Origin of the sequence: Coleofasciculus sp., assembly GCF_046565525.1 — a bacterium.
GTDB lineage: Bacteria > Cyanobacteriota > Cyanobacteriia > Cyanobacteriales > Coleofasciculaceae > Coleofasciculus.
This window is the reverse complement of record NZ_JBKHUP010000043.1, coordinates 32,291-46,369: the sequence shown is the minus strand read 5'-3', so window position 1 is coordinate 46,369 and position 14,079 is coordinate 32,291. Positions and strand designations below refer to the sequence as shown.

Genomic DNA, 14,079 nt, shown 5'->3' with positions numbered 1-14,079 from the left:
AGGTAGCGAATTTATTCGCCAGTCAAATAATTCGGATAACGTTCTACTATTGTGGTAATGTAAATACAAGTCGCGGGAGGGCATTCCGAGACTATAAACGGACGTGGAGAGGGTGTAAGACCTCATTTGGAGGCAACCTTCAGCGAAGCGTCAACCCCAATCAGCGACCACCCCTAAAAAGGTGGCGTGGTGAGGAATCCCCCGCGCTCTTTAGCCGGGGGAGGATGTCAATCCGCCGAACAAATGCGGGAGGCGCACGGTTATCTTGCGGCTAGGGGAATTCCTTTGGCGGTGAATCAGGTGCAATATTCCCTACTGGCGCGGCAAATTGAGCAGAATGGCACTTTGGATACGGCGCGGGAATTGGGGGTGACGATTTTGGCATATAGTCCTTTAGCCCAAGGATTATTAACTGGGAAGTACACCCCGGAAAGCGATGTGAAACCCACAGGGGCGCGTCAGCTTGATCCGCGTTTTAGTAAAGGGGGGTTAGAGAAGATTGCCCCTGTGATCAAACTGTTGCGTCAATTGGCAGAAAAATACGATCGCACGCCCGCACAGGTGGCGTTAAATTGGTTAATTGCCCAAGGTGTCGTGCCGATTCCGGGGGCGAAAACTGCCCAGCAAGCCCAACAAAACGCTGGGGCGTTGGGGTGGAGTTTAACCCCTGAAGAGGTGGAACAGTTGGATCAGGTGACTCGTGGTTTGTAGAGACGTTCCATGGAACGTCTCTACACTTAGCGCAAATTTAGAGATTTTTCAAGCTTTGACGCTATATCTGACATAACCTATAGTCAAGGTTTAGCGAAAATTAACAGCAGATTATCACGATGGTAAGAGAGCTTGAGCGAAAACATCTTAATGGTGATTTTCCGGAAACAGCACCGACAGCAAATCCGGTATTTTTCAGAACCTACAGCCGCCGCACAGCCAAGGGTAGAGAGACGTGGAGGGAGGTTTGCGATCGCACAATTCAAGGATTGAACAAACTGGGTAAGCTGACTCCAGCAGAAACTGCCCTGTTAGAGCGAATGATGCACCAGATTAAAAGTTTACCCTCAGGACGCTGGTTATGGGTCGGCGGCACAGAATGGCTGGAAAATCCGGATAATTTCTCTGGCGCTTATAATTGTACCTCTACAAATGTGGTAGACTGGCGTGCCTTTGGCTTAATGATGGATCTCGCCATGATGGGCTGCGGCACAGGGGCAGTTTTAGAACCTCAATACATTAACCAGTTACCCCCAATTCGCAATCATCTAAATGTAATCTTAGAGGGTGAAATTGGCACAACACCCCCAGAGGAAAGACGCGAAAAAACTGAGGTCAAAATTGATGGAAATCAGGTGACAATTTATGTCGGAGACTCCCGTCAAGGGTGGGTTAAGTCCTATCAAAGTCTGTTGGAATTATCCACAGATGAACAGTTTTCTGGGGAAGTTCAGGTATCCATTAATGTGAGTGATATCCGTCCCGCTGGAGAATCTTTAAAAGGCTTTGGCGGGGTGGCAAATCCGATTAAATTACCGGAACTTTATCAGCGATGTGCGGCGATTTTAAATAAAGCTTTGGGACGGCAATTAAATTCAGTCGAATGCTGTATTTTAATTGATGAAGCCGCTGTCGTGGTTGTAGCCGGAAACGTCAGACGTTGTTTACCCGAAGGCTCCCTGGTTCACACAGAGTCTGGATTGGTTGCCATTGAAAAAATTCGCATTGGCGATCGCGTTTTAACCAGTAACGGGTTTTATCCCGTAACCAATTTCTTTGATCAAGGCGTTCAATCCCTCTGTCGGATCAAAACCGAGGATGGTTATTTGGACTGTACCCCTGATCATAAAGTTGCTGTATTAACCGACATTTATGGCAACTATAAAATGGTTAAAGCCAAAGACTTGAAAGCAGGCGATCGCTTAGTCTTTGTTCCCCAGAAAATTATGGGAACCCCAACGGAGTTGCCTGAATTTAAAGGAAAACTAAGTTCCCAGGCTAAACCAATCACCGTGCCAGCGTTAACCTCAGAAGTGGCGTATTTCTTAGGGTATTTACAAGGAGATGGTTTAGTCAGTTCTGATGGTTGGCGGGTGCGCTTGCGGATTCACCAAGATAGTCCGCAAATTCTAGAATGCTTGATTGCGGTGGCTGAACAGTTTGGCTTGCCAACTCATACGTTAAGAACACCAGAACAGGGGAAAACAAGGACCTTTGAATTGCAACTCAATTCTGCCGCCCTCAATCAGTATCTTTCCCAGTTTAAGCAGCCGTTTACCTCACTGTCTGTACCTGAATGTATCTTATTGGGAACTCAAGCTATTCGGGAAGCCTATTTAGCGGGTTTAGCGGATGCCGATGGATGTCATTCTCAAGGGGTTTTAGTGGCTTCCGTTCATCCCGACTTTTTGCGACAAATCCAGACTCTATATGCCTCTTTAGGAATTGCCACACGGTTGTGTGCTTCAATTCGTAAACGCACAGGTAAATGGGAAGGTGAGTTAGTCACTGTGGGTGAATCGGCTTATTTAGCGGTGCAAACCTTCATGTCTACTGATTCCAGTACCTTTAGTGAACGACAACGACAACACCCCAAATCGTTTCACGATCATGGATTTACCCGAGAAATAGTGAAACCTTTGGTTAGTAGCGATCGCTATTATTATGAAACAGGTCAAACGCAAGGTATTGCACCAACCGTAAAGCGATTGGTTCCGGAGTCTACCGGGTTAATTCCAGTCAAGGTTAAATCTGTAGAAACTAATGTCCGCAACGCACCAACCTATGACATTGAAGTGGCAACTATCCATGAATTTGTCTGCGAAGGGATTCTGGTGTCTAATAGTGCCGGGATGCGCCAAGGGGTTAGTGATGATGAAAAGTTTGTCAATGCTAAGGATAACCTGTGGCAACAAGATGAACATGGAAATTGGCGCATTGATCCGGAACGCGATGCATTGAGAATGGCAAATCATTCCCGTGTTTTTCATCATAAACCTACCTTAGATGAATGTCTTGCAGCGGTTCGCAAACAATATTATTCTGGTGAAGGTGCAATCCAATGGGCGGGAGAAGCCGTGGCACGGGCAAGTTGTGATTTGCTAGATACTCCGGCGTTGAAAAAAGAGTTTTTGCAAGCTTATGAACAAGGAAAAGCGAGTCACTGGTTAAAGGAAAAGTACCCGAATTTGACACCCGATGAAATTGAGCATCGCTTGCAGCGGTTTGGCTTAAATCCCTGCGGTGAAATTATTGGCTCAGTATTCCATTGTAATTTAGCCGAAATTCACCTGAATCAAATTGATCCGAATAACCAGAAAGAACAAGAGGAGGCATTCAGTGCTGGGGCGCTTTCCGTTGCCATTTTGCTCAACCATAAATTTGTTGAGGAACGGTATCAAAAATCACGAGAATTAGACCCAATTGTTGGCGTATCCTTCACCGGATTATTCGATTTCTTTGTCAAAGCTTTTGGCGTAGACTGGTTACGCTGGTGGACAGAGGGACGCCCAGATACCGTCGAAGGCGTACAGTTCAAGCAACAAGAAAAAGCCTATTTAACCCGGTGGCGCGATATTGTGCATCGGGTGGTGTGGGAGTATTGCGATAAGCATGGGATTAAACGCCCCAATCGTTGTACAACTGTTCAACCTTCTGGGACAAAATCTCTACTCACGGGGGCATCTCCGGGTTGGCATCCACCCAAAGCACAGCGATTTCTTCGCCGAATTACGTTTAGAAAGAATGATCCGGTAGCTTTGGCTTGTATTGATTATGGTTACAATGTCACCCCATCGCAATCGGATAAAGATGAAAACGGAAATCTATTGAATGATCCGTTTGCTGAAGCCTGTTCAGAATGGTTAGTGGAAATTCCCGTGGCTGTATCGTGGGCAGATTTACCAGGTGCCGATGAAATTGATATCAGTCAGTTTTCTGCATTGGCACAAATGGATTTTGCCATGCAAGTTCAGCGCTGGTATGTAACACATAACACCTCTTCAACCTGGGAATTGCGCGTCAATGAAATTGAACAGTTAGGAGAGCAGATTTATCAAGCGATTCAGAATGATGACGGGTATATTTCAGCGGCGCTATTGGCGCGGTTTGATGACCATCAATCGTTCCCGCGTTTGCCCTTTGAACCGATTGATAAAGCGACCTACGAGCAATTGATGCAAGAGGTGCAACAGCGACGAAAACTGTCTGAATTTTATCCCGCTTTGGAGAAATATGATTCGGGTGAATTAATCGAAGCCGGACCAGCGGGTTGTGATTCGGATAAATGTATGTTCCCGGAACAAACACCGAATTCGTAAGCTGGAATTAGGACAAACCTCCCGACTAAAATGATTCGAGTTCCCTCCCCTTGGTAAGGGGAGGGTTAGGGAGGGGTAAAATCAAGGTATTGGAGAGAGGGCGCTTCAACTCCAATGAGTAGATTGGTGTTGTTTATTAATGCAAGTGGGTCGAGGTTAACGTATGAAAAAATCAGTGAAAGTTAAACCCAATGCTAAAACGCAATCGATAGCAGAAATGGCGGACGGGACATTAAAAGTGAATCTGAAGTCGCCGCCAGTGGATGGCAAAGCGAATAAGGAGTTAATTGGGCTATTGGCAAAAAAGTTCAATGTTACCAAGTCTCAAGTGCAAATTAAATCAGGATTAACGTCTAAAACAAAATTAATTGAAATTATTGATGATTAGAATTATTCTAAAATTTAGGATGGAGTTTGTAGTTGCGCTTTAGCTCATAAGCTGTTATGCATTTAAATTGGGAATGGGCAGTGACTAAGATGGTTGCACCACAAGACTCGCTACAGCAGCCCCTACTTATTCCACAAACCAGTGATTAACTCCAAACCCAACCGCCCGATGGGGATGAGATAATTCTGCGGCTAAGTTAAGAACCGCTTGTCTGGCGATCGCACTTTCAAAGACGGAGGAGAAAACCACGTCTATATCGTGGGTTTGACAAAATTGTCGTAGTTGTTTCGGAGATCCCGCGATCGCAGCTTTAATCACAAAAATCCCCCGCCATCCCTGCTGATAACAGGTTTTGAGTTGGTTCAATGTAGCGACAGATTCATCAAGAGCGATCGCTGTCCTATACTGGTCGTACATTGCCCTCATTGCGGCAAACTCCTCTGGCGGCAAGGGTTGTTCCAGAAACTCGACAATTCCCGCCTGATCCGCCATCTGCAACCACTGTTGTGCTTGATTTTGTGTGAGTCCACCATTAGCATCTAAGCGTAATTGAGCTGATTGGGGTAAGGCTTGAACCAATTGGTCAAACCACCTCAGTTCCGACTCCATGGACGTTACACCAATTTTCCATTTAAACGTGCGATCGCCCTGTTGCCAACCTTGCTGCCAAGATGTTAACGCCGCTTCCCCTGTGGGCAAAAGATAGCTGTATTTCAGCGATGTATGGGATAAGGATAGGCTGGTTTTTTCAGTTTCAATCTGACTCTCTCCCTTATCTTCTCTATCCCTTGCGACTAAAACCTCCCAAGCTGATTCAAAGCCAAACTGACAGGCGGGGAGTTCAGCCGGGATGGAGAAAATATCCGTTGATGTAATCTGAGACGGGAACTGCTGACAAAAGGTTAAGGCTTGTTCTAAGGTTTCAGAACCAAACCAAGGAAGTGGGGCAATTTCGCCCCAACCCACTCTCCCCTTTTTATCCATCAGACGCAGGATAATCCCCTCGCGTACTTTCCAGACACCATGATGAGTCGTTAAGGGATGTCGGAATTGGCGCTGGTAAGGATGAAACTCAAAACAATACGTCACCGGAAACCCGTTCACTACTCCATAAGACGATTTTAGGTTTTCTGTAGGGTGGGCATTGCCCACCAGCCAAAATTTCAGTACCATTCACTCTAGGTTACTAATGTTGAGATGGCTACAGATTCCTATAGTTGGTAAAAGTATAGTCAAATATAGACAGACTGAATTTCATTGCAGAAATTCCCTTCGCTTTTACTTTGAGAGATTAATTCTCATAATCGTGAACTACGCACCTCTCTATCCCATAGCGGTTAAACGCATTTGGGAATGCTTTTCGTAAAATATTGTAGGAACCTATGACATCAGATTGAACAAGAACCCCCTGATTTGTACGATATAAACCTCGTTTAATTCTTTTTCCTGAAAAAACAGGTTTTTCAGTCATCTGTCCATAAACGGGGAGAGGATCTAAATTCAAAAAATTAGAAGCTGAGGTATAAGATTCTTCTTGAATAATCACAGATATTCCGGCTAATTGACATTTGTAAATAATCCTGTCAATTAATCGAGCATGAGGAACAGTCACAAATTTTTGATTGTTGACTTTTCCTAAGTTCACTTCTTGTTTCCAACCGTCATTTTTCCCAATGACTAAAGTCGTGATATCTTGGTCAACTAAGAGATTGACTAAATAACGACTAGCTCGATGAAGATAATTATCTATCTTCTGATTACGGCAACGGGTTAAACGACGAATTCTCTGGCTACTTTACTTATCGCTTGAATTGTATAAATTAGAATATTTCGCCCTTTTTGGGTATCTTTATAGCCAGGGATTTTCGGTCTACCTATAAATTTATCGGGATGCTTTTTAAATTCGGAGTTCGCTGCGAAAAATGATTTCCAGTTCCGATCTAATCCTCTTAAAACTTGCTGCGATACTTTTGCGGGTAAGGCTTTGTATGGCTCTGTGTTTTTCATCATAGAAGCCATCTGATTATAAGTCAAATACCCATGACCATAAATCCAGTTTTGACGGATGAGATAATTGGCTGAGTTGTAAAGATTTTTAGACTGCCAAGACAAGGGATCTATCTCCCTCCAAAAACGATGCCCTTTTTTAATAATATGTCTTTCAGCTAGTCGCATTATTGTCTGTGAGATTTTAACTCGGCTATAATCTTTTCGGTTTTTCGTTTCGACCTTCTTATTAACCGCTCTGCTTGTCGATCTAGATTATCTTTGTTTTGGGCGCTGTCCACTCTTGCATAAATACAAGCTATCAAGTCAGGTTTCAAGTTGTCATCAATCGCCTCCGAAGTTATGATAATCGTACCAGACGGCAATTGATGACCGGTCAAGTTTCCTTGTTTCCACCACCTCCAGGCAGTTCGATAACTGATTCCTGCTTTTTTGGCATAGTCTGAGAGTTTCATGTCTATATATTACCCAACATGACTACATCTGACTATATTCTTATTGAAACTTTACAATACTAAGCTGTGTGGCATTTTAGAGAGGAGTGGACGAAAATGCGAGAACTCATCCCCAGTAATGGGTTCATGCCCAACATCTGGCAAGTCTCTGGCGGATTAACCGAACGCGCCTGGGTAGAAATTGATCGCGCGGCACTTTCCCATAACCTGAACCAATTAAAGCAGCTTTTGTCTGCTAAAACCCAACTCATGGCGGTGGTGAAAGCGGATGCTTATGGGCATGGTGCCACCATGGTTGCCCAAACCGCACTCGCCACAGGTGCTTATGGATTATGTGTCGCTACAGTAGAAGAAGGCATTCAACTGCGAGAAGTGGGAATTGACGCGCCCATCGTGATTTTAGGCGCAACTAATACCCCCGAACAAGTGCGTGCGATCGCCCATTGGCATTTACAACCCACTATCTGTACACCCCAACAGGCTTTGGTCTTTTCTGATACCCTCAGTCGTAGCCAAACCCCCTTATCGGTTCATCTCAAAGTTGATACAGGGATGTCTCGCTTAGGAATGCCTTGGCAACAAGCGACAGAGTTTGTGCGATTAGTTCAGCGATTACCTCATTTAGAAATAGCCAGTGTTTATTCTCATTTAGCCACAGCAGACAGTCCAGATTCCACAGTCATGAGACTACAGCATCAGCGATTTGAATCGGCTATTGCTGAACTTCATGCCGCGAATATCGTACCACCCTGTTTACACTTAGCTAACTCCGCCGCCACGTTAACTGATTCTGCCTTGCATTACGATTGGGTACGAGTCGGATTAGCGATTTATGGACTCTATCCCGCACCACATTTACACCCAAAAGTCAACCTCAAACCCGTCATGCAAGTCAAAAGCCGGGTTACCCAAGTGAAAACAATACCTCCAGGAACAGGGGTTAGTTATGGATATAAATTTATCGCCCACAAACCGCTACGGTTGGCTGTAGTTGGTATCGGTTACGCCGATGGTGTTCCCCGGAACCTCTCGAATAAAATGATCGGATTAATTCGGGGTGAACGGGTGTCACAAATTGGGGCAATTACCATGGATCAACTGATGCTGGATGTGAGTAATATTCCCGATTTACAGGTTGGTGAAATCGTTACTTTAATTGGACGAGACGGAGATCAGCAAATTTCTGCGGATGACTGGGCAATCTCTTTAAATACAATATCCTGGGAAATCCTTTGTGGCTTTAAGCACCGACTCCCGCGTGTTGTAATTTAGAGAGGGGAGCCGCAGGATAGAGCCGCACGTAGCCCGGTTAGCCTCGCGGCTTCGTTCCCTACAGCACTTTTGAGCAGTAATTAGCGATCGCACAATTATGTCCCCCACTAAACCCTGTATCCCTATCCCTCCACCCCTGATGATGTCACAGGAGGGTTCCTTTGCTCACCAGACATTGACGCAACGCTGGGTGACGATTATTGAACGTGCGATCGCATCTAACAATTATCCCGCCTCGATTACTCAGAGTCTAGAGAATCTACGTCAGGAATTGCCTTACGGAATCGTGCGATCGCTCGTCTGTGAAACCCAACCCGATTTAGAGGCTTGGAATACCTATATGGCACCCTACCAGGGAAAGCGTTGGATTGATATCCCCTGGTATCCCGCAGAAGTCTATCTCTACCGTCGCATCTTAGAAGCCACCCACTACTTTCAACCGGGAAAATGGCATCGAGTCGATCCCTTTGAACCCCAAAAACACAGCAGTTTGGCAAAGGTAATGTCCGCCATTGAGACAATGAGTGGCAAAATTAACACTTTTGTCGATTCTCAAGGACAATGGAAGCGCATCGATTTAATCGCCCTATTTTATTTTGCCCTTTGGGGAAATCGCATTGACTTAAGCCTATTCCCCACTGACGCTGGAGAAAGTCAGCGGATGAATATTGAAGCCTATCGCGAACAGGCAAATTTGTTAGTTGATCATACACCCCAAATTGCCGATCACATTGCTCATTTTAAGGGAGTGCGGCTCGATTTAATTGTGGATAATGCTGGGTTTGAGTTGTTCTGTGATTTGTGTTTAGCTGACTTTTTAGTAAACAGTGGAATCGCTCAACCGATTTACTTACATCTGAAGCCTCATCCGATATTTGTTTCTGATGCCATGATTAAGGATGTTCACCACACCATCAACATTCTCTGTCAGCATAGCAATCAAGAGGTACAATCTCTAGGAAAACGTCTCAAAAATTATATTGACAACGGGGACATAATCTGCTGCAAGGATTCCTATTGGACAGCCCCCCTCGCCTTTTGGGAAATGCCAGAACGATGGCGTGATGAATTGAATCAATCCCAACTCGTGATGATTAAAGGAGATGCCAATTATCGCCGCTTACTAGGCGATCGCGAATGGGATTATACCACGCCTTGGGAGGATATAGTTTGCTATTTTCCTGCACCATTAGCCGCCTTACGCACGTTCAAAGCTGAACTCGCCGCCGGATTGCAACCTGATCAGATTGAGAGATTGAATCAAGATGATCCCCAGTGGTTAATAAATGGACAATGGGGTGTAATTCAATTTTTCAACCCACACCAGTAAGTTAGGTTGATGCTTCTTACCCAACACAATCTCAGCGTCAAGCCCTTACTACAAACCCAATTATTATTCATCATTTAATTCATCGATTTTGAACTGTCGCACTTCTTCCAGACTTAACCCCGTTTTCCGACTAATTGTTTCCTCATCTAACACATCCAGAAGTTGCTTGGCAATTTCTCGACGGGTTTCTTCTTTCCCCTGTCTCAATGCCCGTCGAATCGCATTACGTTGATCATGAATATACATTTCTCGCTGTTCTAAAGCTTCTAATTCTTCCCTAGTTAGATTCGCTTGATTCGCCACTTCAAAGGCTTTGCGAATTTCTGGCACTTGCGCCATACTTTCGGGGATAGTCTCTAGAGTTCTAGCTGTTTTGATAAAATAAATCCATTGCTCAGTTAATGTCTCTAACTCCTCTAAGCTTTTGCTAAACTTGGGTAACTCTACAAACACTAACTCTAAATCATTAATTGGATAATCTGTCAAGAGTCTCTTTTCTTTAAGAATAAAATTAGAAATGACCTGATTCAGATGCTCAAACATTTCAAAGTCGGTAATAGTTAAAGCAATCACTGGACTCAGTATCGTGTAATCTTCTCCAGGTTGTAATTGAATGGAATAGGCTTTCGCCGCGTTATATAAAATTCGCTTTTCAAAGCCTTCTACATTCAAAACTTGCATTTCAATAATCACCGTTTTATCGCCAGTTATCCTAGCCTTCACATCTAAGTATGTATCTTTAATCCCCTGAATTTGGGGAGCCAGATAGGGATTGAGAATTTCTACATCTTGGATAACGGCTCGTCCTTGGTAGAGCAGAGCATTTAAAAAACTGATTAGAATATCTTTGCTTTGCTCAGAGCCAAATATTTTTTTAAAAGCAAAGTCAGTTTTAGGATTAATAAAAATCATAGTAATAAAGGGTTATAATGGGATAATAGTTTAAGTTTCATCTGTTGTCAGGAATCATCAGGTTGAGGTTGTGCCGCCATAACCTGTTCAATAAACTGTTGCATTCGCTCAAAATGTGACCCTTGCCAATAAATCTGCTGACAGGTTTGACAGCGATGAAACTCATCAATAGATTGCCGCGTTTGTTCCGGTAACTGATCCGCGATCGCGTCTTTTTCAACAGGTACTAATACCCCATTACAGCGAATACACCGATGAAAGGGTAAAATAGCATCAAATAAATTGAAGCGACGCAAGACTTCAATAATTTGTTCATCTGGGTTTTTGGATCGCACATAATACCCATAACTCACCTGAGAACGCATCAGTAATCGGGTATCGCGAGTTAACAGAATCCGTTGCTCATCCGCAGAAACTCTCGCTAACTCTGGATCAGCGTAGTCATTGCGATAAAGGGTATCAAACCCTAACAACCGCAACGCATTGGCTAATTTACCTAAATGAATATCCAGGACAAACTGATACTCCTGGGGTTCAGGGGGACTCACCCGGATACTGGGATTGATTTCATCTAACACCGAAATCGGACAAACCGTGACGCGATCGCGATCTTGGACAATATAGGAAAAATCAACGGATTCTCCATTAACCACAATCGCATCTACTTCTGGATGAGGAACCCCCAACGATTCAATCATATCCTTAATTGATGTTCGCCCTTTAAACTCATGAGGAAAACTAACATGACGTTTGTTTGGGGGCAAAAAATAATTCAATTCTGCCAGAAAATTAAATTCAGCAGTTGCCATAATAATCACCTTTATTCAAAACCAAGCCTAACCACCTGTAGGGGCGGGTTTCACTACTATCTTTTTGGTTTGACCCATAAGTAAATAAACCCGCCCCGATCGCGTGGGAAACCCTGATAACCGGAACCCTAACCATCTGTAGGGGCGGGTTTTACAACTATCCCTTGGGTTTGACCCATAAGTAAATAAACCCGCCGCGATCGCGTCACAAACCCTGATAACCGGAACCCTAACCATCTGTAGGGGCGGGGTTTACAACTATCATTTGGGTTTGACCCATAAGTAAATAAACCCGCCGCGATCCCGTGGGAAACCCTGATAACCGGGCGGGTTTAGTTAAGTTATCGGTTTGTTGCTATAAGTTATCTGTAAAACCCGCCCCTACGGATCGTGCTGTATGAAACCCACCCCGAATCTATTAGCGATCGCGTTCTAAATCAGCAATGACTTTTTGCCAATACCAATCCTCAGAATGTCCCGGATTAATGCTTTTCACCTGATTCAATAATCGCTTAGCCACTTGCCAATCCCCCTGAACCATGTCAAAAAGCTGATACTGGAGTTTAGCCGAGGGTTTGTTTCCATCAGACAACTCGCTAATATTAGACCAAGGCATCAATCCTCGCCCTGCTTGTTGTTGCTGAATCCGATCCAAGCTTCCGGTGGGAATAGATGCAATAAGCTGGCGCGTGTACTCTGTTTTCGGTTCCCGGTAAATGCTTTGAGCCGCATCAATTTCCTCGATTTTGCCCTTATTCATCACCATGATCCGATCGCTCATAAATTTGACCACGCTCAAGTCATGGGAGATAAAGATATACGTCAGATTCAACTCATCCTTTAACTCACTCTGTAACTCCTTCAGCAGATTCAGTACCTGCGCCTGTACCGACACATCCAAGGCAGAAACCGATTCATCGCAGATAATAAACTTAGGCTCAAGTGCTAGCGCCCTGGCGATACAAACCCGTTGGCGTTGTCCCCCAGAAAACTCGTGGGGATAGCGCTTCATCCAGTCTGGCTTTAAACCCACCCGATCAAACAAATAGGCGGCGCGATCGCGACGTGCTTTGGCGTTATCCCCCCATTTATGAATTACCAACGGTTCCATCACCGCATCCCCAATCTTCATCCGGGGATCTAGGGAACTAAAAGGATTTTGGAAAATAATTTGCATTTTTTGCCGCATTTGCCGCAAGCGCTTGCCTTTTAGATGGGTGATATCTTTATTGTCAAATATAACCTTACCCTCCATCGGTTCAATTAAACGCAATAATGTCCGAGCAAGGGTCGATTTACCACAGCCTGATTCCCCCACCAGTCCCAATGTTTCTCCTTTGTAAACCTTAAAGGACACATCATTGACCGCCATAATATAGCGTTTAGTCTTGCCAAATACGTTGGATACAGGAAACCCCACCCGGAGATTTTCAACCGCAAGTAGGGGAGAGGCTGAAGCATCAGCAATGGCGAGATTATCTCGCTGAACCTTTGCCCCATTTTCATCAATCGTCGGATATTTTTCGCGAATTTCTACCTTCCCCTCCTCTGTTGTCACCTCCTCCATGAAGTCAGCCACAGTGGGTAAGTATTTTAGATGTTTTTCTAAAGTCGGACGACAGGCTAATAATCCTTTCGTGTAAGGATGTTTAGGATTAGCAAAAATCTGCCAGACATCGCCACTTTCGACAATTTTTCCCTTATACATCACCGCCACACTATCAGCAATTTCAGCAATCACGCCTAAGTCGTGGGTGATAAAAATCATCGACATTCCTCGCTGATCTCGCAACTCCCGCAGCAAGTCCAGAATTTCCGCCTGTACGGTGACATCTAAGGCGGTACTGGGTTCATCCGCAATCAGAATTTCAGGATCACAGGCAATTGCCATAGCAATCATCACCCGTTGCAATTGACCCCCCGATAGTTCGTGAGGATAGCGCTTGAGCATTTCCTGTTTACGCTGATTCAGGTACTGGCTAATCGCTCGATTTGTAGCGGCGGCGTGATCAGGATTTTCTTGCTTATACTCCTGCTCAAGTTCCTCATCACGAGGAATCAGACGGACTTCTTGCAACCGTGCGATCGCCTGATACCGTGCGTCGCGTTTGTTAATCTTGCGTTTGTCAATCTTCTGATGCTGTAAAATAGCCTCGATAAGCTGAAACCCAATCGTGTAGACGGGGTTGAGGGAACTCATCGGTTCCTGAAAGATCATCGAAATTTGACCACCCCGAAACCGGCGTTTTTGTTCCTCGTTCAGCTTCAGCAAGTCTTTGGGTTGAGCGCCATCGGCTTTGGCTGTAAAATAAATCTCCCCCTGAGTAATCTTACCCGGCGTTGACACTAACCCCATCACCGCCAATGAGGTGACTGACTTCCCCGAACCCGACTCGCCGACAATACCCAGGGTTTGCCCCCGTTTCACTTGAAAACTAATCCCATCAACAGCCAGGACTTCCTTTTCATCGGTTTTAAATTTGACTTGCAGGTTGCGAACGTCGAGAACGGTATCAGCCATGACACTCTAAAACGAGAATTAACAGAAATTTTAACAAGCAAATGCTAGATCGTACCGCATCTCCATTTATTCGCG

10 protein-coding genes and 2 pseudogenes are annotated in these 14,079 nt (G+C 44.7%); 5 read left to right on the top strand and 7 right to left on the bottom strand.

The annotated features are described in order from the left end of the window. Window positions 1-231: 231 nt before the first annotated feature. From ACLGGO_RS16790 to ACLGGO_RS16780, 3 genes and pseudogenes are all read left to right on the top strand, one after another. Window positions 232-711: pseudogene (locus ACLGGO_RS16790) on the top strand (aldo/keto reductase); the annotation flags it as partial. 119 nt (window positions 712-830) lie between these two features. Next, complete coding sequence (gene nrdJ, locus ACLGGO_RS16785) at window positions 831-4,310, top strand: ribonucleoside-triphosphate reductase, adenosylcobalamin-dependent (RefSeq protein ID WP_446420155.1); 3,480 nt, start codon at window positions 831-833, stop codon at window positions 4,308-4,310. Between the two features lie 163 nt (window positions 4,311-4,473). Then, the gene (locus tag ACLGGO_RS16780; protein WP_446420154.1) at window positions 4,474-4,698 is read left to right on the top strand and encodes a DUF167 domain-containing protein; all 225 of its coding nucleotides are present in this window, start codon (window positions 4,474-4,476) and stop codon (window positions 4,696-4,698) included. A gap of 126 nt (window positions 4,699-4,824) precedes the next feature. Here ACLGGO_RS16780 and ACLGGO_RS16775 read toward each other — a convergent pair whose 3' ends face one another. The 3 genes and pseudogenes from ACLGGO_RS16775 to ACLGGO_RS16765 all read right to left on the bottom strand — a co-directional run bounded on the left by ACLGGO_RS16775 (window position 4,825) and on the right by ACLGGO_RS16765 (window position 7,160). Continuing rightward, window positions 4,825-5,787 carry an o-succinylbenzoate synthase gene (locus ACLGGO_RS16775; RefSeq protein WP_446420169.1) on the bottom strand — a complete coding sequence of 321 codons (963 nt, stop codon included), beginning with the start codon at window positions 5,785-5,787 and terminating at the stop codon, window positions 4,825-4,827. Between the two features lie 189 nt (window positions 5,788-5,976). Next, a pseudogene (locus ACLGGO_RS16770) lies at window positions 5,977-6,873 on the bottom strand (IS200/IS605 family accessory protein TnpB-related protein). Then, the gene (locus ACLGGO_RS16765) at window positions 6,873-7,160 is read right to left on the bottom strand and encodes an IS607 family transposase (protein WP_446420153.1); all 288 of its coding nucleotides are present in this window, start codon (window positions 7,158-7,160) and stop codon (window positions 6,873-6,875) included. The pseudogene ACLGGO_RS16770 and the gene ACLGGO_RS16765 overlap by 1 nt, the downstream one beginning before the upstream one ends. Before the next feature lie 126 nt (window positions 7,161-7,286). Between ACLGGO_RS16765 and alr the strand changes: the two genes are divergently transcribed. Together alr and ACLGGO_RS16755 are read left to right on the top strand one after the other, a co-directional pair. Then, window positions 7,287-8,432, top strand: coding sequence for an alanine racemase (gene alr, locus ACLGGO_RS16760; RefSeq protein ID WP_446420168.1), 1,146 nt, complete (start codon window positions 7,287-7,289; stop codon window positions 8,430-8,432). 97 nt (window positions 8,433-8,529) lie between these two features. Continuing rightward, a complete protein-coding gene (locus ACLGGO_RS16755) occupies window positions 8,530-9,762 on the top strand; it encodes a damage-control phosphatase ARMT1 family protein (protein WP_446420152.1) in 1,233 nt (410 codons plus the stop codon). Window positions 9,763-9,825: 63 nt separating this feature from the next. On the opposite strand, the gene ACLGGO_RS16750 is transcribed toward ACLGGO_RS16755, so the two are convergent. From ACLGGO_RS16750 to ACLGGO_RS16735, 4 genes are all read right to left on the bottom strand, one after another. After that, window positions 9,826-10,674, bottom strand: coding sequence for an Rpn family recombination-promoting nuclease/putative transposase (locus tag ACLGGO_RS16750; RefSeq protein ID WP_446420151.1), 849 nt, complete (start codon window positions 10,672-10,674; stop codon window positions 9,826-9,828). Between the two features lie 47 nt (window positions 10,675-10,721). Continuing rightward, on the bottom strand, window positions 10,722-11,483 hold the full coding sequence (locus ACLGGO_RS16745; protein WP_446420150.1) for a Mut7-C RNAse domain-containing protein: 762 nt from the start codon (window positions 11,481-11,483) through the stop codon (window positions 10,722-10,724). 27 nt (window positions 11,484-11,510) lie between these two features. Next, window positions 11,511-11,720, bottom strand: a complete 210-nt coding sequence (locus ACLGGO_RS16740) for a hypothetical protein (RefSeq protein ID WP_446420149.1) — start codon at window positions 11,718-11,720, stop codon at window positions 11,511-11,513. Between the two features lie 181 nt (window positions 11,721-11,901). Continuing rightward, entirely contained in the window at window positions 11,902-14,004 is a 2,103-nt protein-coding gene (locus tag ACLGGO_RS16735) for an ABC transporter ATP-binding protein (protein ID WP_446420148.1), read from the bottom strand. Window positions 14,005-14,079: the final 75 nt, after the last annotated feature.